Source organism: Streptomyces sp. NPDC001292, assembly GCF_042896465.1.
In the GTDB taxonomy this organism is placed as follows: Bacteria; Actinomycetota; Actinomycetes; order Streptomycetales; family Streptomycetaceae; genus Streptomyces.
On the sequence record NZ_JBIAXG010000005.1, the window covers coordinates 81,893 to 105,431 of the forward strand.

The window sequence follows — 23,539 nt, forward strand, 5'->3', positions numbered from 1 at the left end:
CGACGGAGGGAACGGACGCTCTGACTACCGCGCGAAGTCCGCGAAGGTTGCGGCGGGCCAACGTAAAGAGTTGGTAACGCGTCGCATTATCGGGTACCCGGAAAACCGGACAAAAGGTCCCCGGGAGGGTCGCGGAACCCTTTGCCGCCCTGTGCTCCCAAGGGCTTCGGCGCCCTTCGCGGGGGTGACCCCTGGGGGTGAGGACTCGTACTAACGCCCGGTCGTGGTGATGCGCACCGAGCCCGCCGCCCGCTCCGCTCCGGCGGCCCCCCGCGTCTGCGCCGCCCGCCACCGGCTGTCGGTCATTCCGGCCGTCCACTGCCAGCCCCCGTAGGAGACCTGCTCGATGTGCAGCGCGGAGGCGTTGGCCACCGCCCAGTGCGCCAGCTGCCAGCCGCGCTGCCGCGCCCCGCGCCCGGCGGCGGCCCTGTCGTCGGGCACGGGCACCGTCACGGTCCGCCCGTCTCCGCCGGTGGCCGGGCTCGGCGTGGGCGTCGGCGACGGGTTACCGCCGACCTCCGCGCCCGCCTCCTGCATCACGTCCCGGCCGAAGTCCCGTACGAGCGCGGCACGCACCGCGTCCGCGCCGCTGGACCGGGTCGGGCCCGGGCGGCCCCGGCAGGCCAGCGTGGCCCCGGAGCGCCCGGTGAGCGCGGCGGCGAGCAGCGTCGCGTCCGGCTCGTGCTTGGCGTACGCCTGCGGGAAACCGCTGCGCTGCACGCGCTGCGCGGCCACGGTCAGCGGCAGCCGCGTGTAGCCGGGGACCTTGCCCAGGTGCTCGTAGAAGGCCCCCGCCGAGTAGGCCGGGTCCATGATCTCCTCCGGCGTGCCCCAGCCCTGCGAGGGCCGCTGCTGGAACAGACCGAGGGAGTCCCGGTCGCCGTAGTCGATGTTGCGCAGCGCGGACTCCTGGAGCGCGGTGGCCAGCGCGATGGTCACCGCCCGCTCGGGCATGCCGCGCCCGGTGCCGACGGCCGCGATCGTCGCCGCGTTCACCGCCTGCTCCGGGGTGAACCGGTACGACGCGCCGTCGCCCTTGCCGGAGACGACCTGGCAACCCGGGCCTCCGGTGCCTCCGGTGAGGTACTGCACCGAGAGGTAGCCCGCGAGCCCGAGAAGGACCACGACGGCCGCCCCGAACCGGAGGAGGCGGCCACGACGCTTGGAAGAGGGGGGAGGGTGCGGCACGCCTACAAGGTACTGGAGGCTGCTGGGACTGATGAGGCAGGTGTGGACAACGCGCGACGACGCACGGGCGGTTCGCCGGGTTAGGGTCGACCGCATGGCCGATAACCCGCTTGACCTCACGCTGGACGCCGCGCGCCTGACCGCGCGACTCGTCGACTTCCCCTCGGAGAGCGGCGCCGAGAAGCCGCTCGCGGACGCGATCGAGGCCGCACTGCGCGCCCTGCCGCACCTGACGGTCGACCGCTTCGGCAACAACGTCGTCGCCCGCACGAACCTCGGGCGCTCGCAGCGGGTGATCCTGGCCGGCCACATCGACACCGTCCCGATCGCCGGAAACGTCCCCTCGCGGCTCGACGAGGACGGCGTCCTGTGGGGCTGCGGCACCTGCGACATGAAGTCCGGCGTGGCGGTCCAGCTGCGCATCGCGGCCACGGTCCCCGCCCCCAACCGCGACCTGACCTTCGTCTTCTACGACAACGAGGAGGTCGCCGCCGAGCTGAACGGTCTCAAGCACGTCGCCGAGGCGCACCCGGAGTGGCTGGCCGGCGACTTCGCCGTCCTGCTCGAACCCTCCGACGGCGAGGTCGAGGGCGGCTGCCAGGGCACTCTGCGGGTGCTGCTGAGGACCAGGGGCGAGCGGGCGCACTCGGCGCGTGGCTGGATGGGCTCCAACGCCATCCACGCCGCCGCGCCGATCCTGCGGCGGCTCGCCGAGTACCAGCCGCGCTACCCGGTCATCGACGGCCTGGAGTACCGCGAGGGCCTCAACGCGGTCGGTGTCTCCGGCGGGGTGGCGGGCAACGTCATCCCCGACGAGTGCTTGGTCACGGTCAACTTCCGCTACGCCCCGGACCGCACCGAGGAGGAGGCCGTCGCCCATGTCCGCGAGGTGTTCGCGGACTGCGGGGTGGAGGAGTTCGTGATCGACGACCACAGCGGCGGCGCCCTGCCGGGGCTGAACCACCCGGCCGCGGCGGCGTTCATCGAGGCGGTGGGCGGCACCGCGCGCCCGAAGTACGGCTGGACGGACGTCTCGCGCTTCTCGGCGCTGGGCATCCCCGCCGTCAACTACGGCCCCGGCAACCCCCACTTGGCGCACAAGCGCGACGAGCGCGTGGAGACGGCCAAGATCCTCGCCGGCGAGGAGCGGCTGCGGGCCTGGCTGACGGACTGACCACCGTCACGAGCGTCCGCACGGCGCTTCACGGCGGACATTCCGACGTCCCCCTGTCGTAACCCCCGTGGATCTACGCTGAGGTGGAATGTCCTTTCCCCAAGCTCTCGGCTTCTCCCCCAAGGTCTCGGCTTCGCTCGACCAGGGGATCTGCGGAGCAGGGGAGACCCCAATCGGAGGGAGCGTACATGCCAACAGGCAATCCCGAGGGCAAGAAGCGGCCACCGGAGGAGCAGCGCCTGGGACCGGTCCTCCGGCGGCGTGGCCAGGTCCAGGCGAGCACCACGGATCAGCGGTTGCTGGACGAGCGCGCCCCCACGGACTGGGTCCACACCGACCCCTGGCGCGTCCTGCGCATCCAGTCGGAATTCATCGAGGGCTTCGGCACACTCGCCGAACTCCCGCCCGCCATCAGCGTGTTCGGCTCCGCGCGGACGGCGGTGGACTCACCGGAGTACGACGCGGGGGTGCGGCTCGGGCGGGGCCTGGTCGAGGCGGGCTTCGCGGTGATCACGGGCGGTGGCCCGGGCGCGATGGAGGCGGCGAACAAGGGCGCGCTGGAGGCCGGAGGCGTCTCGGTGGGCCTGGGCATCGAACTGCCCTTCGAGCAGGGCCTGAACGCGTATGTCGACATCGGCCTCAACTTCCGTTACTTCTTCGTCCGCAAGATGATGTTCGTGAAGTACGCGGAGGGCTTCGTCGTCCTGCCCGGCGGTCTCGGCACCCTGGACGAGCTCTTCGAGGCCCTGACCCTGGTTCAGACCCAGAAGGTCACCCGCTTCCCGATCGTCCTCTTCGGCAGCGCGTACTGGGGCGGCCTGGTCGACTGGCTGGAGAACACCCTGATCGCCCAGGGCAAGGCGGCCCAGGCGGACCTCACCCTGTTCCACGTCACGGACGACGTGTCGGAGGCGGTGGCGCTGATGTCGAAGGAGGCGGGCCGCTAGCGCCCGTACGGCGGGGCGCGGGGCACGGTGCGGCCCCCACCGGCCCGCGGCGGACGACCCACTCGGAGGGCCCGGCGGCGAAGCCCCCGGGCACGGGACCGGCAGGGACGACGGGGGGCGTGGGCCGGAAAGGCCCTGGGCCGGCCCTACGCCAGCCCTCGCCGGGCCACCGCCGGCGGCCGGTGCCCCGCGATGGACGCCACCATGTCCAGCACCTGGCGGGTCTCGGCCACCTCGTGCACCCGGTACACCTGGGCCCCCAGCCACGCCGAGACAGCCGTCGTCGCCAGCGTCCCCACCAGCCGCTCCTTCACCGGCTTGTCCAGCGCCTCGCCCACGAAGTCCTTGTTGGACAGCGACACCAGCACCGGCCACCCGGTCGCGACCATCTCGCCCAGACGCCGGGTCGCCTCCAGACTGTGCCGCGTGTTCTTGCCGAAGTCGTGCCCGGGATCGATCATCACCGACTCCCGGGGCACGCCGAGCGCCACCGCCCGCTCGGCCAGCCCCACGGTCACCCGGAGGATGTCGGCCATGACGTCGTCGTACGTCACCCGGTGCGGCCGTGTCCGGGGCTCCGCGCCGCCGGCGTGCGTGCACACCAGGCCGGCCCCGTAGCGTGCCGCGACCTCGGCGAGGCGCGGGTCCACCCCGCCCCACGCGTCGTTCAGCACGTCGGCACCCGCCTCGCAGACGGCCTCGCCGACGTCGGCCCGCCAGGTGTCGACGCTGATGACCACGTCCGGGAACCGCCGCCGCACCTCGGCCACGAAGCCGACCGTCCGCCGGGCCTCCTCCTCGGCCGTCACCTCGTCACCGGGCCCGGCCTTCACCCCGCCGACGTCGATGATCGCGGCCCCCTCGGCGACCGCCTGCTCCACGCGCGCGAGCGCCGGCTCGTCACGGAACGTCGACCCCTGGTCGTAGAAGGAGTCCGGGGTCCGGTTGACGATCGCCATGATCACCGGCTCATGCGCGTCGAATTCGCGCCCGCCCAGCCTGAGCATCCCCTGTGACCTCTCCTCTTCGTACCGGTCTTCGGCCGTCTGCGACCCTAACCGCCAGCCTCGCATGGCACGATCGGACCCTGACACATACGAAGACTCCGTGGGGACCCAGCGATGGTTATGTTCTTCTTCCTGGTCGTCGCGCTCGCCGTCGTGGTCGCCGCGGTGACCCTCGCGGTGGTGGGCGGCGGCGAGGGAACCGGGCCGTTGCCCGAGGCGGCGCCCGAGCGGCTCCACGACCCGCTGCCACCGGACCGCCCGGTGGACCGCGCGGACGTGGAGAGCCTCCGCTTCCCGATGACCGTCCGGGGCTACCGCATGGTGGACGTGGACGACGCCCTCGGCCGTCTCGGCGCCGAACTCGCCGAGCGCGACGCGCGGATCGCCGACCTGGAGTCCGCGCTGGCCGGTGCCCGGGCCGCCGCCGCCCACGTCCACCTGGCCAAGCCCGAACCGGAGGACCAGCGGTGACGGACGACACCCTGACGCCGGGTGCCGCGATCGCCGGTCCGGACGGCGCCCTGCGCTGCCCGTGGGCCCTGTCCGCGGCGGAGTACGTGACCTACCACGACGAGGAGTGGGGCCGCCCGGTCCACGGCGACGACGCGCTCTACGAACGCCTCGCCCTGGAGGCCTTCCAGTCCGGTCTGTCCTGGATCACCATCCTGCGGCGCCGCGCCGGCTTCCGCGCCGCCTTCGCCGACTTCAAGATCGCGGCGGTGGCGGACTTCACCGACGCCGACCGCGAGCGGCTGCTCGCCGACACGGGCATCATCCGCAACCGCGCCAAGATCGACGCGACGCTGGCCAACGCGCGCGTGCTCGCTGGCTGGTCCCCGGGCGAGCTGGACGCCCTCATCTGGTCCCACGCCCCCGACCCCGCCGCCCGCCCGGTCCCCGGGACCCTCTCCGACGTCCCGGCCGTCACCCCCGAGTCCACGGCCCTGGCGAAGGCCCTGAAGAAGGGCGGTCTGCGCTTCGTCGGCCCGACGACGGCGTACGCCCTGATGCAGGCGTGCGGCCTGGTCGACGACCACCTCGCGGACTGCGTGGCGCGCCGCCCCTGACCCGGCCGGGCAGGGGCGGCACCGCCTGCGCCGCGGTCAGCGGCCCAGGTACTTCGGCTTCTCCTTGTTCACGAACGCCTGGACGGCGATCGCGTGGTCCTCGGACTGCCCCGCCCGGGTCTGGAGCTCGTCCTCCTTCTGGAGGGTCTCCTCCAGGGAGTGCGTCAGCCCGTAGGCCACCGCCTCCTTCAGCGCCGCGTACGCCACCGTCGGCCCCTCGGCCAGCGCCCGCGCCACCTTCTCGGCCTCGGCCCGCACCTCGGCGGCCGGTACGACCCGGTTGGCGATGCCCAGGTCGTGGGCCTCCTGGGCGGTGATGCGGCGCGGGAAGAGCAGCAGGTCGGCGGCGCGGGCCGGTCCCACCACCCGTGGCAGGGTCCACGAGATCCCCGAGTCCCCGGTGAGCGCGACGCCCGCGAACGAGGTGTTGAAGGACGCCGTGTCCGCCACGATCCGGTAGTCGGCGGCGAGCGCGAAGCCGAAGCCCGCCCCGGCGGCGACCCCGTTCACCGCGGCGACCACCGGCTTCCGCGCCCCCGCCAGCGCCCGCACGATCGGGTTGTAGTGCTCCCGGACGGTGCTCATGGTCTGCCCCGACCCGGTCTCCCGGTCGGCGGTCAGCAGCCCGATGTGCTCCTTGAGGTCCTGGCCCACGCAGAACGCCCGGTCCCCGGCGGCGGTCAGCAGCACCGCCCGCACGGCGCCGTCGTCCGCCGCCTCCCGGGTCGCGTCCCGGAGGGCGACCTTGGCGGCGACGTTCAGCGCGTTCATCGCCTCGGGGCGGTTCAGCGTGATCGTCGCGAGTCCGTCGCTCACCTCGTAGAGCACGGTGTCGGCCATGGGGCATCCCCTCCGGTGTCGCATCGACGACGTACCACTCGGTACGTCCTGCGGTCCTGGTCCGAGGACAGCATGACGGAGATCACCGGCCGGGGTGCGGACCCGGCATGTGACCTGCGTCAAAGAATTCCGGCGCGTCCGCGGCCGGCGGGCGGACGCGTGGGTGCGCAGTATCGCAGCCACATCGCCGAATTGAGTGGTTTTGCTCGCGCGCGTTGCCCAAGCGATGCCAACTGATGTTGGTCATCGGGTCCTGGGATGCGGGATAATGGCTTGGAAGCAATGTGTTCGATGCCGGTGTCGCGTGTGCTGTGCCGTTCTGGGCAGGGATCGCGCGCGTGCCCTCTCGGTGGGCCGTCGGCTTTGACGATGAGCTGGGTTTCAGGAAGGGGAACGAGCATGGCGGCCATGAAGCCGCGGACGGGTGATGGCCCGCTCGAGGTGACCAAGGAGGGGCGGGGCATCGTCATGCGCGTTCCGCTCGAAGGCGGCGGTCGGCTCGTCGTCGAGCTGACCCCTGACGAGGCCGACGCGCTCGGCGACGCCCTCAAGAAGGTCGTCGGCTGACGCGCAAGCGACCATACCCTTTCAGTAGCCCCGGCATCGTAAGCGGTGTCGGGGTCGCTGTTTGTCCAAGGGTGCGCGACGCGCGGGTGACGGAGGCGCTCACCGTTTGACGGCGCACAGCAGTCCGTCGCCCACCGGCAGCAGCGACGGCGTCAGGTCGGGGCTCTCGCGCACCGTGCGCAGCAGTTCCCGCAGCCGCACGACCTCCGTCGGCTGCGGTCCGGAGTCCACCGTCCGCCCGTGCGCGAAGACACCTTCGAAGGCGACGAGGCCTCCCGGCCGCAGCAGGCGCAACGATTCAGCGAGGTACTCGGGGAACTCCAGCCGGTCGCCGTCGCAGAACACGAGGTCGTATCCCGCGTCCGCGAGCCGGGGCAGCACGTCCAGGGCGCGGCCGGGGATGAAGCGGGCCCGGTTGCCGGCGAAGCCGGCGGCGCGGAACGCCTGGCGGGCGAACTGCTGGTGCTCCGGCTCGGGATCGACGGTGGTCAGCACACCGTCCGGCCGCATGCCGTGCAGCAGGTGGATCCCGGAGACCCCGGTGCCGGTGCCGATCTCCGCGACCGCTTTCGCGTCCAGGGAGGCGGCCAGCAACCGCAGCGCGGCGCCCGCGCCGGGCGACACCGAGCGCAGCCCTGCCTCACGGGCCCGCTCACGGGCCCAGCGCAGCGCGTCGTCCTCGGCGACATAGGCGTCGGCGAACGCCCAGCTCGTCTGCCGGTTGCCGGTAATGACCCTCTCCTGTCCCCGTGGATGCCTGGGCGTGACTGTATCCGTTGGGGGCGGGAACCCGCAGATGGGACCGGTCGTTTGAAGGGGTGAGGAAGTGGCACGGGGCGCGACGACGGCGTGGACGCGGGGTATGGGATGGATCGGGACACCGAGCAAGTGCTGACGCAGTCGCATGAGCCGTGCCAGCACGTGTCAAATTCTCGTAAAACTGCTTATCCGGAGCTAACGGGCGAGGTGGCTATGGTAGGGGCTCCACTGGACACCACCAGAGCCGACAGGGGAGGTGCGGCTGCGCCTGTGGATCGGAGAGGAGTGCTGCGGCGCTTTCTCGGATCGGCGGGCAGGCCGAAATCCGTGACCGACACTGCTGCCGACGTGAGCCACACCGCCGATTCCACCCAGACCGCGACCTTCTCGACCGACGCGGACGGGCAGGCGTGGACTCCGCCCACCTGGGAGGAGATCGTCAGCACGCACAGCGGCCGTGTCTACCGCCTGGCCTACCGCCTCACCGGCAACCAGCACGACGCCGAGGACCTCACCCAGGAGGTCTTCGTCCGCGTCTTCCGCTCCTTGTCGACCTACACGCCGGGCACGTTCGAGGGCTGGCTGCACCGCATCACCACGAACCTCTTCCTGGACATGGTCCGCCGCAAGCAGCGCATCCGCTTCGACGCGCTGGGCGACGACGCGGCCGAGCGGCTGGCCAGCAAGGAGCCCACTCCACAGCAGCTCTTCAACGACGCGCACTTCGACGCGGACGTCCAGCAGGCCCTGGACACCCTCGCGCCCGAGTTCCGTGCCGCGGTCGTCCTGTGCGACATCGAAGGACTGTCGTACGAGGAGATCGCCGCGACCCTGGGCGTCAAGCTCGGCACGGTGCGCTCCCGCATCCACCGCGGCCGTTCGCAGCTGCGCAAGGCCCTCGCGCACCGCTCGCCGCAGGCTCGGGCCGAGCGCCGCGGCTTCGTGGCCCCGGTCCCCGCGCTGGGGGGAGGGGGCGCGCCCGCGTGAGTGGATCACGACCGGACCCCGCGGGGCGCCTCGCGGAACAGCATCTGGGAGACCGGCTCGCCGCCCTCGTGGACGGCGAGCTCGGTCACGACATGCGCGAGCGTGCCCTGGCGCACGTGGCCACCTGCCCGAAGTGCAAGGCGGAGGTCGACGCGCAGCGCCGTCTGAAGAACGTCTTCGCCCACGCGGCCCCACCGCCTCCCTCCGAGAGCTTCCTGGCCCGCCTTCAGGGCCTTCCTGGGGCTGGTACCGGCGGTGGTGACGGTGGCTCTCCGCTGGGCGGGGGAGGGCTGCCCGGAGGACTGTCCTCACGCTCCGGTGTGTTCGGGGTGAAGCGCGGCGAGCAGTTCGAGTTCGGGTATGTGCCGGCCCGGCCGCATCCCGCCCAGCCCTCCGAGGAGCGCGGCTTCCGGGTCCATCCCGTCGGCCGTCCCGACAGCGAGCGGTCCGCCTCGCGCGGGCTGCGGTTCGCGTTCGTCGCCGCCGGGGCGGTGTCGCTGGCCGCCGTCGCCCTGGGCGGGGTGACCACCGGCTCGACGGGTGACACCGCCGCGGACGCGCGCGGCGGTTCCGGGAACGGCAGCAATGTGACTCCGGCGCGCACGGCGGGTGCGGGCGCGGCGTCGGCCTCCGACACCGCGCGGCGCCGTCAGTCGGCCGCGCCGCAGCCGGGGCAGGGGCAGCGGTCGTCGCGCTCGGCGCAGGCGGCCTCGACGCCGCTGGCCGCACCGCTGCTGCCGGGGGCCGTGCCTCCCGGCGGGCAGGCGCAGAACGTGATGCACCCGCTGACCACCCCGGTGGTCGCCGGCGCGGCCGTCATGTCCCCGCTGATACGTCCCCTCACCGCGACCCCGCCGATCTCCCTGACCTCGTGGTCCGCAGGCCCGGGGTTCACGACCCCGGGCCTGCTCACCGCGCCCTCTCCCACCGCCTCGTCCCGCACAACGCGCTGACCGGTCCCTGCGCCGCGGCCCGGGAACCTGGTTGAATCCACAGTGGTCGCGCCCATGACACCCGTCGGGGCGCGGAGTAGACGCGGTGCCGCGACCCGCTGTGGGGAGAACATGAACGAGGGCAAGCCCACGAAGTCCGCCCGCCCGAAGTGGTGGAGCCGATCAGTCCCTCCGGGTGACCGGCCGGAGGGCACCCCCGGGACCGCCCCGGCAGCCGACGCGGTCGGGACTTCCGCCCGGGGCGCGGCAGCCGGTGGGCCCGTGGCCGACGAGACACAGACCGCGATGCCCGGACGCGCCGACGCAACCGGCGACTACGAACTGGAGCGCCCCCTCCGGGCTCCCGACGCCGCCCCCGACACGGGCGACTTCGAACTGGCCGAGCCCCGCCCGGCGTCCGGCGAGGCGGAGGACGCCCATCCCGCAGCGGAGGATGCTGCGTCCGCCCTTGCCGCCGAAGCGGACCACGCACCGGCCGCGTCGGTCGCAGCGGCCGCGCCTGCGGCGCCTGCCGGGCCCGCCGTGTCCGCCGCGTCGGCAGTTCCGGTGGGCTCTGCCGTGCCTGCTGCGCCTGCGACGGCCGCTGCGCCTGCGGCGGCCGCTGGGCCTGCTGCGCCCGCCGAGCCTGCGACGGGCGCTGCGCCTCCTGCGCCCGCTGGGCCTGCTGCGCTTGCCACACCCACCGCCCCCGCCGAACCTGCGGCGCCTGCCCCGCCGGCAGCTCCGGCCGGTCCCGGTGGCCCCGATCTCCCCGCCGCGTCGGCTGAGACGGGCGCCAACCGGTCCGCGGAGGGGCTTTCCCGGTCCATGGACCCCTCCGTCGAGCGGCCCAGGCCCCTGCACGATCCCGATCCCTACAGCACCCCTCCGTACGGTGAGCCCGGGCCCTGGGCGCCTGCCCCGCCGGTGCAGCACCCGGCGGTGACGCCCGCGCACGGCACGCCCGCACTCTCCTCCGGTACCCCGGCCCCGGCCGCCGCCCCCGCGGATGCCCGGTCGTACGGTTCGGCGCCCCTGGCGGCCCAGCGGGGCGCCACTGCTCCCCCGCATCCCCCGCAGCCGCCGGCCCCGGCCGCCGCAGCGCAGGGGGCGGCACCCGCGGACGCCATGCCGGCGGGCGTGCCGCAAGGGGCGCCGGGCGGGGGCGACCCGTCGCACGACCTGCCCGCCCAGGCAGTGGGTGACGGGCACGGCATGCCCGCCCCCGGCGCTACCGAGACCCACCCCGGTCCTGGCGCTGCCTCCGCCGGCCCCTGGGGACGTTACGACCCCTGGGCCGGCGGCCGCGTCGCCGCGCCGTTGCAGCAGACCGGGGTCGGCGTGCTCAGCGTCGAGCAGCGGCACAGGCGGGTCACGCGGGCGCTGGTGGGCGGGGCCGTGGTGCTCGCGCTGGTGTCCGGAGCACTCGGCGGGCTGGCCGGGGCGTACATCGAGCGCAACGGCGGCGTGGGCGCCGTGGAGTTGCCGCAGGCCGGGAAGGAACCCACCGGGCGCGCCCCGGACAGCGTCGCCGGAATCGCCGCGCGGGCCCTGCCCAGCGTGGTGACCCTGCACGTGAGCGGCTCCGGCGAGCAGGGCACCGGCACCGGGTTCGTGCTCGACCGCCTCGGCCACGTCCTCACCAACAACCACGTCGTCGAGAACGCCGCCACCGGTGGCGACATATCGGTGACCTTCAGCGGCGGCCAGAGCGCCAAGGCCAGGATCATCGGCCGGGACACCGGCTACGACCTCGCCGTCGTCCAGGTCCGCGGCGTGCGCGGCCTGACCCCCATCCCCCTTGGCAACTCCGACAACGTGCAGGTGGGCGACCCGGTCGTCGCCATCGGCGCGCCCTTCGACCTCGCCAACACCGTCACCTCCGGCATCATCAGCGCCAAGGAGCGCCCCATCACGGCCGGCGGCGAGAAGGGCGACGGCAGCGACGTGTCCTACGTCGACGCCCTCCAGACCGACGCCCCGATCAACCCCGGCAACTCCGGCGGCCCCCTCCTCGACGCCCGCGGCCGGGTCGTCGGCATCAACTCCGCCATCCGCTCCGCGGACAACGGCTCCGACCTGCAGACCGGCCAGGCCGGTTCCATCGGCCTGGGCTTCGCCATCCCCGTCAACCAGGCCAGGCGCGTCGCCGAGGAGCTGATCAACCACGGCAAGGCCAGCCACCCGGTGATCGGGGTGACCCTGGACATGAACTACCCCGGCGACGGAGCCAGGGTCGGCACCAAGGGCCGGGACGGCGGACCCCCGGTCACCCCCGGCGGTCCCGGTGCCGAGGCGGGCATCAGGGCCGGAGACGTCATCACCGCGGTGGACGGCCAGCGCGTCCACTCGGGTGAGGAGTTGATCGTCAAGACACGCGCCCACCGCCCCGGCGACCGTCTGGAGCTGGCCGTCGAACGCGACGGAAGGGCACGGAAGGTCTCCCTGGTGCTGGGGTCCTCGAACAGCAACTGACACAAACCGTGCGGAACAAGCCGGAAAACCCGTCGTGTACACGCAGTCCGACACCTCGGGGCGGTACCGGTCGGGCACGTGGGCCGGGTACCGTGGATCCGGCCCGGACCACGGACAGCCCCACCCAGACCGGACCACCCGAGGGCCGAGGACCGAGGACATCGCAAGGAGCTTCAGGTGTTCAATGACATAGGACCGCTCGAGCTGCTGACGATCATCATCGTGGCCGTGCTCGTCTTCGGTCCCGAAAAGCTCCCGAAGGTCATCCAGGACGTGACGCGCACGATCCGGAAGGTCCGTGAGTTCTCGGAGAGCGCCAAGCAGGACATCCGCAGCGAACTCGGCCCGGAGTTCAAGGACTTCGAGTTCGAGGACCTCAACCCCAAGACGTTCATCCGCAAGCAGCTGGACAACGACGACCTGGGGCTGAAGGAGATCCGTAACGGCTTCGACCTGAAGAAGGAGATGGCCGAGATCACGGACGCGGTGAACGGCAACGAGTACGACTCCTCGGCGTCCTCCGCGTCCTCCTCCTCGACCGCTTCGGGTTCTTCCGGCTCGGGTTCGGCCGGCGGCCGGATCGACATGACCAAGAAGCCCGAGGGATCCGGTCAGAACGAGCGTCCGCCCTTCGACGCGGACGCCACCTGAGCCGCTTCCGTGTGACGCGTTTCACGTCGCGTACAGGCCGTGCGCGGCGTGAAACGGCCGCACCCGCGACCCACGCGCCGAGCGGTTTCCCGGCTGCCCGAAGCGGGATGGATATGCTGCCGAGTTGTTGTGCGGACCGGACGAGTACGCCCGAAGGGGGGCGGGCCACCCCGGTTCGACGAGAGCGAGGAGGCGTCCGACATGGAGACGACGAGTCGGGCAGGCGCGCAGGCGCCGGCCGCGGAGGGCGGACAACAGTTCCCCTTCGCCCGGCGCACGGCCGACGACTACCTACTGGCGCCCTTTCCGTGGTACGGCCTCGACGAGGCCTTCACGGGGCCGCGCTGGCTGATGCAGGTCGGCACCTCGGCCGACGGTGCCGTGGAACACGGTTCGACCGGGCACGGCGACGAGCCGTCCGTACGCAACGAGTTCGTGTCCGGATCGCCGGACGATCCCAGGGAGAGGTTCGCGGTCGTCGTCACCGTCGCCGCCCACCCCGTACGGCACCTCGCCGACGGCACGGGCCAACTGGAGGCCACCTCGGTCTCCTCGGCGGCCTGGCTGGCCGCGGTGGGCCTGCTGTCCTTCACCTGGCCCGGGCAGGTCGACCACGCCCTGCGGGACGACTGGCTGGAGCAGCAGACGGAGACCGCGTGGGAGCTGGCCGACGATCTGTCCGGCCCGGAGTGGTCCGTACTCTCCCTGCCCGTGGACGGCGTCCCGACTCCGTTCTACTACCGGGAATCGGAGTTCGGCTGGGTGCTCGCCGGTTCGACCTCCCAGGGGGTCCACGTGGGTGCGTACGGCAGGGGCATGAGCGCGTACGGGCTCGGCTTCGCCATGATCAAGGACATCAACGCGTACGCCTGACGCCACGCGGTACAGGGCAGAAACCGACACGAAGGGGCGCCGTCCACGCGGGACGGCGCCCCTGCCGGCGTACAGGCCGTACGGGTGGTACGGGCCGCCACGGCCCTCGTACGGCCTAGAACTTGTTCTTCGGGGTGATCCCCAGCGACAGCCCCGCAAGGCCCCGCTGCCGGCCGGCGAGCTTGTCGGCGATCGCCCGCAGGGCCGAGCCCGCGGGGGAGTCCGGGTCGGTCAGGACGACCGGCTTGCCCTCGTCGCCGCCCTCGCGCAGGCGGACGTCGATCGGGATGGAGCCGAGCACCGGGACCGTGGCACCCGTGGTGCGGGTCAGGCCCTCGGCCACCCGTTGGCCGCCGCCCGTGCCGAAGACGTCGACCATCTCGTCGCAGTGCGGGCAGGGCAGGCCGGACATGTTCTCGACCACACCGACGATCTTCTGGTGGGTCTGGACGGCGATGGAGCCCGCCCGCTCGGCCACCTCGGCCGCCGCCTGCTGAGGCGTCGTCACCACCAGGATCTCGGCGTTCGGCACCAGCTGGGCCACGGAGATCGCGATGTCGCCGGTGCCGGGCGGCAGGTCCAGCAGGAGGACGTCCAAGTCGCCCCAGTACACATCCGCCAGGAACTGCTGGAGCGCGCGGTGCAGCATCGGGCCGCGCCAGACGACCGGCGCGTTGCCCGGGGTGAACATGCCGATGGAGATGACCTTCACGCCGTTCGCCGACGGCGGCATGATCATGTTCTCGACCTGGGTCGGGCGGCCGTCCGCGCCCAGCATGCGCGGCACGCTGTGGCCGTAGATGTCGGCGTCGACCACGCCCACCTTCAGGCCGTCGGCCGCCATCGCCGCCGCCAGGTTCACCGTCACCGAGGACTTGCCGACGCCGCCCTTGCCGGAGGCGACGGCGTAGACGCGGGTGAGACTGCCGGGCTTGGCGAAGGGGACCTCACGCTCGGCCTGGCCGCCGCGCAGCGCGGTCGCCAGCTCGCGGCGCTGCTCGTCGCTCATCACGTCGAGTGTGACGTCGACCCGGGTGACGCCCTCGACGCGGGAGACGGCGTCGGTCACCCGCTGGGTGATCGTCTCGCGCATCGGGCAGCCGGAGACCGTCAGATAGACGGTGACCGCGACCGCTCCGTCCGCGCCGATCTCCACCGATTTGACCATGCCGAGCTCGGTGATGGGCCGGTGGATCTCGGGATCGTCAACCGTCGCCAGAGCTGCGCGCACCGCGTCTTCCGTAGCCATAAGGACGATGGTACGGCGCCCCGTGCCGGCTCCGGGACCCCGTCACCGGTCGTCCATGTCACGTGCGCGCGGGTGATCCGCCGGGAATACCCCGTGCCGGCGGTGCCCGTCGACGGTCCGCTCCTCCAGCTCCTTGACCAGGTCCTGGAGCTCCGAGCGCATCCAGTCGCGGGTCGCCACCTCGCCCAGGCCCATGCGCAGCGCGGCGATCTCGCGGGTCAGGTACTCGGTGTCGGCGATCGACCGCTCGTTCTGCTTGCGGTCCTGTTCCAGGTTGACCCGGTCCCGGTCGTCCTGCCGGTTCTGCGCCAGCAGGATCAGAGGGGCGGCGTAGGAGGCCTGAAGGGACAGGGCCAGGGTGAGGAAGATGAACGGGTACTCGTCGAACCGCAGATGCCGGGGCGCGGCCACGTTCCACAGCACCCACACGATGATCACCACGGTCATCCAGACGATGAACCGTCCGGTGCCCAGGAAGCGCGCGATGCGCTCGGACAGCCGCCCGAAGGCGTCCGGGTCCCACTCCGGCAGGAGCCGGCGCCGGGGCGGGCGCGGCTGGTCCAGCCGGCCTGCCCGCGGCCGCCCGGCGGCGGTGGCCCCCACCGGCCGCTCGCGGGTGCTCTCTCGCTCAGCCGCCATGTGTCGCCGCCCCCTCGTCCAGGTCGTACTCCGTCTCCCGCCAGTCGTCCGGCAGCATGTGGTCCAGGACGTCGTCCACGGTGACCGCGCCGAGCAGCGAGCCGGCCTCGTCGACGACGGGCGCCGCCACCATGTCGTAGGTCGCGAAGAACCCCGCGACGACCGGCAGCGTGGCGTCGGGCGCGAGGGGTTGCAGGTCGTCGTCGAGGATCGAGCCGACGAGGGTGTAGGGCGGGTCGCGCAGCAGCCGCTGGAAGTGCACCGTGCCCAGGTACTTCCCGGTCGGGGTCTCGTCGGGCGGACGGCAGACGTAGACCTGGGCGGCCAGCGCGGGGGAGAGGTCGCGGTTGCGGACGCGGGCCAGGGCGTCGGCGACGGTCGCGTCCGGGCGCAGGACGATCGGTTCCGTCGTCATCAGGCCGCCCGCGGTGTGCTCCTCGTACGACATCAGCCGGCGCATGTCGGCCGCGTCGGCGGGCTCCATCAGCCCCAGCAGCCGCTCCTGCTCCTCCTTGGGCAGCTCGGCGAGCAGGTCGGCGGCGTCGTCCGGGTCCATCGCCTCCAGCACGTCGGCCGCGCGCTCGCCCTTCAGCTTGCCGAGGATCTCGATCTGGTCGTCCTCCGGGAGCTCTTCCAGGACGTCGGCGAGCCGGTCGTCGTCCAGCGCGGCGGCGACCTCGGCGCGCCGCTTGGCGGACAGGTGGTGCAGCACGTTGGCCAGGTCGGCGGGGCGCAGCTGCTCGAAGGTGGCGAGCAGGCTCTCCGCGCCCTGCCCGTGCTCCTCCAGCGAGAAGCCGGTGACCGCGGACCACTCCACGGTCAGGGCCTCTCCCCGGTTGCGCCGGAACGCGCCGCCCTTCCTGCCCTTGCGGACGAAGACGCGGTCGACCTCCCAGTCCCGGCGCGCGGGCAACTGCTGCACCGACATGTCCAGCACCGTGACCTCCTCGCCGGTCTCCACGAGCGTCACCCGCCGGTCGAGCAGTTCGCCGAAGACGAGACGTTCGGTGGGCCGCTGCTCGAAGCGTCGGACGTTGAGCACGCCCGTGGTGATGACCTGGCCCGACTCGATGCTGGTCACCCGGGTCATGGGCAGGAAGATGCGCCGCCGGGTGGCGAGTTCGACGACCAGCCCGAGCAGGCGGGGCGGCCGGCGTCCGACGCGCAGCATGACGACCAGATCGCGCACGCGGCCCACCTGGTCGCCCGTCGGGTCGAAGACGGCGACTGCGGAGAGGTGCGAGACGAAGATCCGGGGGGCGCCCGCTGCCATGGCTGCGCCTCCTTTGCGTGGCTGTGTGGTGCGTGTGTTGCCTGTCGTGTGTGCCGGGTTTCTTTTCCCAAATGCCCGCTCAGGTGCGCTTCAGGCTAGCCCGTCCACCTCGGATACGCCCTGGTGAGGGTCCGGACCAGCCGGGTCCGCCCGGCCTGAGTGGCCCCGGTACGCTGCCGTACGCCGCTCAGGACACCTGTCAGAAAGGCAGCTCCACCTGTGACCGTGATTCCCCAGGGCCGTACCCGCCGGGCCGTGCTGACGAGCGCGCTGTGTGCTCTGGTCGTCGCGGGGGCGGGTCTGACGGGGTGTTCCGGGGACGATCCGGACGCGGGGACCAACGGGGTGGGCAGACTGCCGGCCGACAAGATCCAGGCGAAAGCGAAGGCGGTGGCCGCCTCCGCGGACACCGTGCACCTGTCCGGGAACGTGGTCAGCAACGGCCGTACGTACCGGCTCGACATGCGTCTGAAGGACGAGGGCGGCTCCGGCTCGGTCACCTCGCAGGGGGCGACCTTCGGGCTGCTGCGGGTCGGGGAACAGCTGTACCTGAAGGCGGACGCCGGTTTCTGGGGGCAGGTCGACGGCAGAGGCAAGGCCACCGGTGCCGCCGACAAGTTGGACGGCAAGTACGTGAAGGTGCCGCAGGGCGACCCCGCGTACAAGCGGTTCAGCGGCTTCACGGACAAGGACGTCCTCCTCGACGGGTTGTTGACGCTGCACGGCACGCTGGCGACCGACGGGCACCACGAGCAGGCGGGCGTCCGCACGATCCGCATCACGGGTGGCAAGGGCACTGGCGGCACGCTGGACGTCTCCCTGGAGGGCACCCCCTACCCGCTGCGCCTGGTGCGCGCGGGCGACGCGGGGACACTGAGCTTCTCGGACTGGGGCAAGGATTTCGCCCTGGGCCAGCCGGAGAAGAACGAGACGGTGGACTACGGCAAACAGCTGCCGACGTCCTGACCTCCGGGCCGGGGTGGGGACTACTTCCGCCGCCGTCTCTTCACCAGCAGCCTCGGCAGTCCGTCCGGGACCGGCCGGCGGGTCGTCGCCGGTGTCGGCAGCGGTGCCTCGGCCAGCGAGCCCTCCGGCAGTGGCGCGGTCGTCCCCGTGGGCTCCAGGCGCAGCACCCGGCACTCGCGGGCCCAGCGCTCCGTCATGGCCTCGCCGTCGGGCGCGTTGAGCCGCTTCCCCTTCAGTTCGGCCGCCACCTCCTGCCACCGCGGGGAGTCCGGCGCGACCTCCACGACCCGCGCGGCCCAGGTGACCAGGCGGCCGCCCTTGTCCTTGCTGCGCACCGTCACCTCCGCGCCGGCCCCGTCGGCCAGTCCGGGCAGCGGCTGCTCGCCGGGCCCGTCGCCCACCACGCACGCGGCGCCCTCGTGCCAGACGTGCCACAGGGCACGGGCCGGGACGCCGGGGCCCTTGACCCAGATGAGGCCGGACTTCTTCGTGGCCTCCTCGACGAGGGCCTGGTCGAGCAGCTCGCTGTTCATGGCAGAAGAGTAACGAGCCCGCTCACAGCCAGCCGTTGCGCTTGAGCGTGCGGTGGATGCCCAGGCAGATCGCGGCCGTGACGGCCAAGATCAGCGGGTAGCCGTACTTCAGGTGCAGCTCGGGCATGTACTTGAAGTTCATGCCGTACACCCCGCAGACCATCGTCGGTACGGCGATGATCGCGGCCCAGGCCGTGATCTTCCGCATGTCCTCGTTCTGGGCGACGGACGCCTGCGCCAGGTTGGCCTGGAGGATGGAGTTGAGCAGCTCGTCGAAGCCGATGACCTGTTCCTGCACGCGGGCCACATGGTCGGCCACGTCCCGGAAGTACTTCTGGATGTCCGGGTCGATCAGCCGCATCGGACGCTCGCTCAGCAGCTGCATGGGCCGCAGCAGCGGCGACACCGCCCGCTTGAACGCCAGCACCTCGCGCTTGAGTTGGTAGATCCGGCCGGCGTCGGTGCCGCGCGGGGTGCCGCCCCGGCCCGGCGAGAACACCTCCGTCTCGACCTCGTCGACGTCCTCCTGCAACGCGTCCGCGACCGCGATGTAGCCGTCGACGACGTGGTCGGCGATGGCGTGCAGCACGGCGGAGGGGCCCTTGGCCAGCAGCTCGGGGTCGTCCTGGAGGCGGTGCCGCAGCGCGCGCAGCGAGCCCTGGCCGCCGTGCCGGACGGTGATGAAGAAGTCCCGGCCGGTGAAGCACATCACCTCGCCGGTCTCCACGATCTCGCTGTTGGCGGTGAGCTCGTCGTGGTCGACGTAGTGGATGGTCTTGAAGACCGTGAAGAGCGTGTCGTCGTAGCGCTCCAGCTTGGGCCGCTGGTGGGCCGTGACCGCGTCCTCCACGGCCAGTGGGTGCAGCCCGAACTCCCCGGCGATACCGGCGAACTCGGCCTCGGTCGGCTCGTGCAGGCCGATCCACACGAAGCCCCCGTCGCGCCGCACCTGACGCATCGCCTCCTGCGGGGTGAGCGGCCGGTCGGTCGGGACACGGGAGCCGTCGCGGTAGACGGCGCAGTCCACGACGGCCGACGGCGTCGCCGGGTCGTCGCGCGTGGTGTCGTACGCGCCGTCGTCCTGGCGCGGGGCCGTGCGGGAGGGGCGGACCACGGAACGCAGGTCGCGGATCATCGACATGGCGGGGCTCCTTCGCAGCGAGCGACGAGGGGCCGCCGACGGCGGTCGGAACTGCCCGGAATGAGGACGTGGTGGCCTCAGGGATGTTTGGCACGTCCACAAAGCGGGGAGCACCGCACCGTCGCGGTGGTGAGCTTCGTCACTGGTTCAGATCAGACAGATCAAACGAAACGAAGTGCTCTTCCGTATGACGTGCGCGAGGCACGAACGCGAGAGGTGGCGACCGACCGGAGTCAGAGCGACGACATCAGCGGCGGGAAGAGCGGGTGCTACTGCACGGTCGACTTCGATCCATGACAGCCTCACCTCCTCCGGCCGGTCCCTCGTAAGGGAGTCCCATCGGCGTCGGGGCCGGATCGCGGCCTCCCCAGGGCTGAACACCTGGGGGGCACCCCGTTGCGCGCTGCCCCGGACGACCGGCCAAGAGTATCAGCAGCCCGGTGTGTCAAGGCGCCGCTTTGCCTGCCGCTGACGAGTTCTATGCTCGCCGCATGGCTGATGTTCTTCCTCTGGTCGAGACCCGGTTGCGCTCCGCGCTGGGTGAACCGGACGCCCGTGCCGCGGTCACCTTCCTCGGCACGGACCGGCTGGAGGTGCTGCGCTTCCACGAGGGGGACATCGTCCGGTACGCCACGCTCGGCATGTCCGCCCGGCCCATGACCGATCCCACCGCGCTGCTCGCCGATCCGGTCAAGGGGCCGCGCGCGGAGCTGGTCCTCTCCGTCCGCGTCGGCCTCGCCGACACCGACAAGGTGCTGCGCCCGCTCGCCGTACTGGGGGCGTCTCCGCAGGTCGAGGGCGTGGTCGTGGCGCCGGGCGCCTCGCTCGGCGTGGGCGAGCCGCTGTGGCCGGGCGCGCCCTTCACCTCGGTCCTGGTGGCCGAGCCGGGCGGCCTGGTGGAGGACCTGGAACTCGACGAGCCGCTGGACCCCGTACGGTTCCTGCCGCTGCTGCCGATGACCCCGAACGAGGCCGCCTGGAAGCGGGTGCACGGCGCGCAGGCCCTGCGGGAGCGCTGGCTGAGCCACGGGACGGACCTGCGGGACCCTGCCCGCCGTTCCGTCCCGCTGGAGTGAGCAAGCTCACCAACAGGCCGACGGTCGGCGTCAGTTGGCGAAGACCGTGACGCTGTCCTCGGTGGCGTGCCGCGGCTGCAGCTCCTCGGCGGTGGGGGTCCCCCCTGCTCGAGAGGAGTCGAGAGCCTGGGGGAGGGTGAGGGCCCTGCGCCGCACGGCGACCACCGTCGCGCCCACCACCGCGGTCGCTCCCGCGACCACGAACGGGACGCGGATGTCGGTCCACTCCGCGATCTTCGGCGCGAGGAAGGGCGCGGCGGCGGCGGCGAACCAGCGCACGAAGTTGTAGCCCGCGCTCGCCACCGGACGGGGGGCGTCCGACACGCCGAGGGCCAGCTCGGTGTAGACGGTGTTGTTCACGCCGATGAAGGCGCCGGACAGGATGGTGCAGACGACGGCGGTGGTGTGGTCGCCGTAGCCGAGCACGACCACGTCGGCGGCCAGCAGCACCAGCGAGCCGCCGAGCACCTTCAGCGAACCGAACCGCGCCTGCACGCGCGGCGCCACCACCACCGAGAACAGCGCGAGCAGCACACCCCAGGCGAAGAACACCGCACCCGACTTGTACGGGGTCATGTTCAGCACGAACGGCGTGAAGGCCAGCACGGTGAAGAACGTGTAGTTGTAGAAGAACGCCGAGACCGCCGCCGAGGCGAGGCCGCCGTGACCGAGCGCCTTGACCGGGTCCAGCAGGGAGGTCTTGCGGGCGGGCTTCGGCTGCTCCTTCAGGAACGCCGTGATGCACAGGAAGCCGACGGCCATCAGGAACGCGGTGCCGAAGAACGGATAGCGCCAGCTGGCGTTGCCGAGCAGTGCGCCGAGCAGCGGGCCGCAGGCCATGCCGAGGCCGAGCGCCGACTCGTAGAGCAGGATCGCCGCCGCGCTGCCGCCGGCCGCAGCGCCGACGATGACCGCGAGGGCGGTGGAGACGAAGAGCGCGTTGCCGAGGCCCCAGCCGGCCCGGAAGCCGACGAGCTGGGCGACGGAGCCCGAGGTGCCGGCGAACCCGGCGAAGACCACCACGAAGGCGAGGCCGAGCAGCAGGGTCTTGCGGCCGCCGATGCGGCTGGAGACGAAACCGGTCACCAGCATCGCGAAGGCGGTGATCAGGAAGTACGAGGTGAAGAGCAGGGAGACCTGGCTCGCGGTGGCGTTCAGGCCCTTGGCGATGGAGGGCAGGATCGGGTCGACGAGTCCGATGCCCATGAAGGCGACGACGGACGCGCCGGCCGTCGCCCAGACCGCCCTGGGCTGCCGCAGGATGCTTCCCGCTCCCGCGTCGAACGGGTCGCCCTCCGCGGGACCTCCTGTACTGCTGCGCATGCTGCTCCTTCCGATCGTTGCTGTTTACACATAATAAGTTAGCTACCCTAATTGATGCAACATGCATCTAGTTGGTCCTGGCCGGGTCCCCGGTCCGGACGGGTGATCGTCCTTGACGTGGCGCTGCCGGGGTAGGACCGTGGGGCCCTATGAGGGGCGAACCCAGTTGCCCGAAGTGCGGTGGCCGGGTCAGGGCTCCCGGACTCTTCAGCGATTCCTGGCAGTGCGACGTGCACGGGACCGTGTATCCGCTGCAGCCCGTGGTCCCGCCCAGCGTCGAGGCCCTCGGTGTCGTGGTGCAGCGCACCCAGGTGCCGGTGTGGATGCCGTGGCCCCTGCCGGTCGGCTGGCTGTTCACCGGCGTGGCCTACGCCGGTGACGACCGCAGCGGCGGCCGTGCCACGGCCGTGGCCTGTTCCGGACCCGGGCCGCTCGGTGGCATGGGTGAACTCATTCTGGTCGCCGAGGAACTCGGCGTCGGCCTCGGCGCGCGCTACGCCGGCATCGACGGCCCGGACCCCGGCACCTACCTGGACGTGGAGAAGCCGCCCGACGCCAAGGTCCTGGCCGGCGGCCGCCCCACCCCGCTGTGGCACGTCTCCGGCGCCCCGGACGACCGTGCCGTCTTCGCGGGCGAGGCGTGCGGGCTGTGGCTGTGGGCGGTGGTGTGGCCGGAGCGGTCCGGGCTGCTGATGTACGACGAGCTGGTGCTGGCCGACCTGCGGGACGCGGGCGCCGAACTCGAACTGGTTCCGTTCGGGGCGCTGTCGCCGCGACTGCTCCATCCGTAGGGGGTCGCGAGCCGCCGTGGGGTGCGCGAGTCGTAGGTGGTGCGCGGATCTCTGTAGGGGGTGCTCGGCTTCCCCGGGTGTGACAGGGCACCCGCGGGCGCCCGTTATCCTGGGGTGTCCCCTTCCGTCCCGTCAGAGCCTGGAGTCCGTGTCGTGCGCATCGATCTGCACACCCACTCCAGCGCGTCCGACGGCACGGACACCCCGGCCGAGCTGGTGCGCAACGCCGCCGCAGCGGGTCTGGACGTCGTCGCGCTGACCGATCACGACACCACCCGCGGACACGCCGAGGCGATCGCCGCGCTCCCGGAGGGACTCACCCTCGTCACCGGTGCCGAGCTCTCCTGCCGTGTCGACGGCATCAGCATGCACCTGCTGGCCTACCTCTTCGACCCCGCGGAGCCCGGCCTGCTCGCCGAGCGCGAGCTGGTCCGCGACGACCGGGTGCCGCGGGCCAAGGCCATGATCGCCAAGCTGAACGCGCTGGGCGTGCCGGTCACCTGGGAGCAGGTCGCGCGGATCGCGGGCGCCGGCTCGGTCGGGCGGCCGCACATCGCCTCGGCGCTGGTCGAGCTCGGCGTCGTGCCCACCGTGAGCGACGCCTTCACCGAGGACTGGCTGGCCGACGGCGGCCGGGCCTGGGTCGAGAAGCACGAGACGGACCCCTTCGAGGCGATCCGGCTGGTCAAGGGCGCGGGCGGAGTGTGTGTCTTCGCCCACCCGGCGGCGGCCAAGCGGGGTCGTACGGTGCCGGAGTCCCGCATCGCCGAGATGGCCGCGGCCGGGCTCGACGGCATCGAGGTCGACCACATGGACCACGACGCCGACACCCGTGCGCGGCTGCGCGGGCTGGCCGGCGAACTGGGGCTGCTCGCGACCGGCTCCAGCGACTACCACGGCAGCCGGAAGACCGTCTCGCTCGGTGAGTTCACGACGCATCCCGACGTGTACGGGGAGATCACGCGGCGGGCCACCGGGGCGTTCCCGGTGCCGGGGGCCGGCGGGGTCTGAGGCCCGCCTCCCCACGCTCACGTCAGTTCTCTTCCGCAAGTCTCTTTCCCAAGGCCTGTTCACCGATGTT

General features: G+C 72.3%; 24 protein-coding genes. 14 read left to right on the forward strand and 10 right to left on the reverse strand.

All coding sequences use genetic code 11. From position 1 onward, the window contains the following. Positions 1-210: 210 nt before the first annotated feature. Positions 211-1,188, reverse strand: a complete 978-nt coding sequence (locus ACFY4A_RS08235; protein ID WP_390828600.1) for a heavy metal transporter — start codon at positions 1,186-1,188, stop codon at positions 211-213. A 94-nt stretch (positions 1,189-1,282) separates the two neighbouring features. Here ACFY4A_RS08235 and dapE point away from each other — a divergent pair, with 94 nt between their 5' ends. Beyond that, positions 1,283-2,362, forward strand: coding sequence for a succinyl-diaminopimelate desuccinylase (gene dapE / locus ACFY4A_RS08240; RefSeq protein ID WP_390828601.1), 1,080 nt, complete (start codon positions 1,283-1,285; stop codon positions 2,360-2,362). A 188-nt stretch (positions 2,363-2,550) separates the two neighbouring features. Next, positions 2,551-3,309, forward strand: a complete 759-nt coding sequence (locus ACFY4A_RS08245) for a TIGR00730 family Rossman fold protein (RefSeq protein ID WP_390828602.1) — start codon at positions 2,551-2,553, stop codon at positions 3,307-3,309. 146 nt (positions 3,310-3,455) lie between these two features. On the opposite strand, the gene folP is transcribed toward ACFY4A_RS08245, so the two are convergent. Further along, on the reverse strand, positions 3,456-4,316 hold the full coding sequence (gene folP, locus ACFY4A_RS08250; RefSeq protein WP_390828603.1) for a dihydropteroate synthase: 861 nt from the start codon (positions 4,314-4,316) through the stop codon (positions 3,456-3,458). Between the two features lie 114 nt (positions 4,317-4,430). Here folP and ACFY4A_RS08255 point away from each other — a divergent pair, with 114 nt between their 5' ends. Together ACFY4A_RS08255 and ACFY4A_RS08260 are read left to right on the forward strand one after the other, a co-directional pair. After that, positions 4,431-4,787: a DivIVA domain-containing protein gene (locus ACFY4A_RS08255; protein ID WP_390828605.1), complete on the forward strand. Its 357-nt coding sequence runs from the start codon at positions 4,431-4,433 to the stop codon at positions 4,785-4,787. An 11-nt stretch (positions 4,788-4,798) separates the two neighbouring features. Continuing rightward, positions 4,799-5,383 (forward strand): DNA-3-methyladenine glycosylase I, encoded by a 585-nt coding sequence (locus tag ACFY4A_RS08260; RefSeq protein ID WP_390828760.1) that lies wholly within the window; start codon positions 4,799-4,801, stop codon positions 5,381-5,383. Between the two features lie 36 nt (positions 5,384-5,419). Here the strand turns inward: ACFY4A_RS08260 and ACFY4A_RS08265 are convergent, their stop codons facing one another. Beyond that, positions 5,420-6,223 (reverse strand): enoyl-CoA hydratase/isomerase family protein, encoded by an 804-nt coding sequence (locus ACFY4A_RS08265; RefSeq protein WP_390828606.1) that lies wholly within the window; start codon positions 6,221-6,223, stop codon positions 5,420-5,422. Between the two features lie 399 nt (positions 6,224-6,622). On the opposite strand from ACFY4A_RS08265, the gene ACFY4A_RS08270 reads away from it, so the two are divergent. Further along, positions 6,623-6,790, forward strand: coding sequence for a DUF3117 domain-containing protein (locus ACFY4A_RS08270; protein WP_003966491.1), 168 nt, complete (start codon positions 6,623-6,625; stop codon positions 6,788-6,790). 99 nt (positions 6,791-6,889) lie between these two features. Here the strand turns inward: ACFY4A_RS08270 and ACFY4A_RS08275 are convergent, their stop codons facing one another. After that, complete coding sequence (locus ACFY4A_RS08275) at positions 6,890-7,711, reverse strand: O-methyltransferase (RefSeq protein WP_390828607.1); 822 nt, start codon at positions 7,709-7,711, stop codon at positions 6,890-6,892. A gap of 123 nt (positions 7,712-7,834) precedes the next feature. Here ACFY4A_RS08275 and sigE point away from each other — a divergent pair, with 123 nt between their 5' ends. The 5 genes from sigE (at position 7,835) to ACFY4A_RS08300 (ending at position 13,467) form a co-directional block, all read left to right on the forward strand. After that, positions 7,835-8,536, forward strand: a complete 702-nt coding sequence (sigE, locus tag ACFY4A_RS08280) for an RNA polymerase sigma factor SigE (RefSeq protein WP_390828761.1) — start codon at positions 7,835-7,837, stop codon at positions 8,534-8,536. Continuing rightward, positions 8,533-9,489: an anti-sigma factor family protein gene (locus ACFY4A_RS08285; protein ID WP_390828608.1), complete on the forward strand. Its 957-nt coding sequence runs from the start codon at positions 8,533-8,535 to the stop codon at positions 9,487-9,489. Before sigE ends, ACFY4A_RS08285 begins: the two co-directional genes overlap by 4 nt. Positions 9,490-10,296: 807 nt before the next feature. Next, positions 10,297-11,943 (forward strand): S1C family serine protease, encoded by a 1,647-nt coding sequence (locus tag ACFY4A_RS08290; RefSeq protein ID WP_390828609.1) that lies wholly within the window; start codon positions 10,297-10,299, stop codon positions 11,941-11,943. A 177-nt stretch (positions 11,944-12,120) separates the two neighbouring features. Continuing rightward, a complete protein-coding gene (locus ACFY4A_RS08295; RefSeq protein ID WP_390828610.1) occupies positions 12,121-12,594 on the forward strand; it encodes a sec-independent translocase in 474 nt (157 codons plus the stop codon). 201 nt (positions 12,595-12,795) lie between these two features. Next, positions 12,796-13,467 carry a hypothetical protein gene (locus ACFY4A_RS08300; protein ID WP_390828611.1) on the forward strand — a complete coding sequence of 224 codons (672 nt, stop codon included), beginning with the start codon at positions 12,796-12,798 and terminating at the stop codon, positions 13,465-13,467. Positions 13,468-13,582: 115 nt separating this feature from the next. On the opposite strand, the gene ACFY4A_RS08305 is transcribed toward ACFY4A_RS08300, so the two are convergent. Genes ACFY4A_RS08305 through ACFY4A_RS08315 form a run of 3 tightly spaced genes read right to left on the reverse strand, consistent with a single transcriptional unit; the run spans position 13,583 to position 16,628 of the window. After that, positions 13,583-14,716 (reverse strand): Mrp/NBP35 family ATP-binding protein, encoded by a 1,134-nt coding sequence (locus ACFY4A_RS08305; protein ID WP_390828612.1) that lies wholly within the window; start codon positions 14,714-14,716, stop codon positions 13,583-13,585. Positions 14,717-14,758: 42 nt separating this feature from the next. Beyond that, complete coding sequence (locus tag ACFY4A_RS08310; RefSeq protein ID WP_390828613.1) at positions 14,759-15,355, reverse strand: DUF1003 domain-containing protein; 597 nt, start codon at positions 15,353-15,355, stop codon at positions 14,759-14,761. After that, on the reverse strand, positions 15,345-16,628 hold the full coding sequence (locus ACFY4A_RS08315; protein ID WP_390828614.1) for a magnesium transporter MgtE N-terminal domain-containing protein: 1,284 nt from the start codon (positions 16,626-16,628) through the stop codon (positions 15,345-15,347). The genes ACFY4A_RS08310 and ACFY4A_RS08315 overlap by 11 nt, the downstream gene beginning before the upstream one ends. A 219-nt stretch (positions 16,629-16,847) precedes the next feature. Here ACFY4A_RS08315 and ACFY4A_RS08320 point away from each other — a divergent pair, with 219 nt between their 5' ends. Further along, positions 16,848-17,594: a hypothetical protein gene (locus tag ACFY4A_RS08320; protein ID WP_390828615.1), complete on the forward strand. Its 747-nt coding sequence runs from the start codon at positions 16,848-16,850 to the stop codon at positions 17,592-17,594. Between the two features lie 20 nt (positions 17,595-17,614). On the opposite strand, the gene ACFY4A_RS08325 is transcribed toward ACFY4A_RS08320, so the two are convergent. Together ACFY4A_RS08325 and ACFY4A_RS08330 are read right to left on the reverse strand one after the other, a co-directional pair. After that, the gene (locus tag ACFY4A_RS08325; protein WP_390828616.1) at positions 17,615-18,127 is read right to left on the reverse strand and encodes a hypothetical protein; all 513 of its coding nucleotides are present in this window, start codon (positions 18,125-18,127) and stop codon (positions 17,615-17,617) included. Between the two features lie 22 nt (positions 18,128-18,149). Then, the gene (locus tag ACFY4A_RS08330) at positions 18,150-19,268 is read right to left on the reverse strand and encodes a magnesium and cobalt transport protein CorA (RefSeq protein ID WP_390828617.1); all 1,119 of its coding nucleotides are present in this window, start codon (positions 19,266-19,268) and stop codon (positions 18,150-18,152) included. A gap of 491 nt (positions 19,269-19,759) precedes the next feature. On the opposite strand from ACFY4A_RS08330, the gene ACFY4A_RS08335 reads away from it, so the two are divergent. Beyond that, positions 19,760-20,344, forward strand: a complete 585-nt coding sequence (locus tag ACFY4A_RS08335; protein WP_390828618.1) for a suppressor of fused domain protein — start codon at positions 19,760-19,762, stop codon at positions 20,342-20,344. A gap of 30 nt (positions 20,345-20,374) precedes the next feature. Here the strand turns inward: ACFY4A_RS08335 and ACFY4A_RS08340 are convergent, their stop codons facing one another. Next, on the reverse strand, positions 20,375-21,667 hold the full coding sequence (locus ACFY4A_RS08340; RefSeq protein ID WP_390828619.1) for an MFS transporter: 1,293 nt from the start codon (positions 21,665-21,667) through the stop codon (positions 20,375-20,377). A gap of 149 nt (positions 21,668-21,816) precedes the next feature. On the opposite strand from ACFY4A_RS08340, the gene ACFY4A_RS08345 reads away from it, so the two are divergent. Together ACFY4A_RS08345 and ACFY4A_RS08350 are read left to right on the forward strand one after the other, a co-directional pair. Further along, entirely contained in the window at positions 21,817-22,458 is a 642-nt protein-coding gene (locus tag ACFY4A_RS08345; RefSeq protein ID WP_390828620.1) for a DUF6758 family protein, read from the forward strand. 153 nt (positions 22,459-22,611) lie between these two features. Next, complete coding sequence (locus ACFY4A_RS08350) at positions 22,612-23,469, forward strand: PHP domain-containing protein (protein ID WP_390828621.1); 858 nt, start codon at positions 22,612-22,614, stop codon at positions 23,467-23,469. Positions 23,470-23,539: the final 70 nt, after the last annotated feature.

Excerpts from the sequence above, each read along its gene's own strand:
- ACFY4A_RS08340 (WP_390828619.1), bottom strand. The coding sequence starts at position 21,667 with ATGCGCAGCAGTACAGGAGGTCCCGCGGAGGGCGACCCGTTCGACGCG.
- folP (WP_390828603.1), bottom strand. The coding sequence starts at position 4,316 with ATGCTCAGGCTGGGCGGGCGCGAATTCGACGCGCATGAGCCGGTGATC.
- ACFY4A_RS08305 (WP_390828612.1), bottom strand. The coding sequence starts at position 14,716 with ATGGCTACGGAAGACGCGGTGCGCGCAGCTCTGGCGACGGTTGACGAT.
- ACFY4A_RS08255 (WP_390828605.1), top strand. The coding sequence starts at position 4,431 with ATGGTTATGTTCTTCTTCCTGGTCGTCGCGCTCGCCGTCGTGGTCGCC.
- ACFY4A_RS08335 (WP_390828618.1), top strand. The coding sequence starts at position 19,760 with ATGGCTGATGTTCTTCCTCTGGTCGAGACCCGGTTGCGCTCCGCGCTG.
- ACFY4A_RS08345 (WP_390828620.1), top strand. The coding sequence starts at position 21,817 with ATGAGGGGCGAACCCAGTTGCCCGAAGTGCGGTGGCCGGGTCAGGGCT.
- ACFY4A_RS08290 (WP_390828609.1), top strand. The coding sequence starts at position 10,297 with ATGGACCCCTCCGTCGAGCGGCCCAGGCCCCTGCACGATCCCGATCCC.
- ACFY4A_RS08330 (WP_390828617.1), bottom strand. The coding sequence starts at position 19,268 with ATGTCGATGATCCGCGACCTGCGTTCCGTGGTCCGCCCCTCCCGCACG.
- ACFY4A_RS08325 (WP_390828616.1), bottom strand. The coding sequence starts at position 18,127 with ATGAACAGCGAGCTGCTCGACCAGGCCCTCGTCGAGGAGGCCACGAAG.
- ACFY4A_RS08300 (WP_390828611.1), top strand. The coding sequence starts at position 12,796 with ATGGAGACGACGAGTCGGGCAGGCGCGCAGGCGCCGGCCGCGGAGGGC.
- ACFY4A_RS08270 (WP_003966491.1), top strand. The coding sequence starts at position 6,623 with ATGGCGGCCATGAAGCCGCGGACGGGTGATGGCCCGCTCGAGGTGACC.
- ACFY4A_RS08315 (WP_390828614.1), bottom strand. The coding sequence starts at position 16,628 with ATGGCAGCGGGCGCCCCCCGGATCTTCGTCTCGCACCTCTCCGCAGTC.
- dapE (WP_390828601.1), top strand. The coding sequence starts at position 1,283 with ATGGCCGATAACCCGCTTGACCTCACGCTGGACGCCGCGCGCCTGACC.
- ACFY4A_RS08245 (WP_390828602.1), top strand. The coding sequence starts at position 2,551 with ATGCCAACAGGCAATCCCGAGGGCAAGAAGCGGCCACCGGAGGAGCAG.
- ACFY4A_RS08310 (WP_390828613.1), bottom strand. The coding sequence starts at position 15,355 with ATGGCGGCTGAGCGAGAGAGCACCCGCGAGCGGCCGGTGGGGGCCACC.
- ACFY4A_RS08265 (WP_390828606.1), bottom strand. The coding sequence starts at position 6,223 with ATGGCCGACACCGTGCTCTACGAGGTGAGCGACGGACTCGCGACGATC.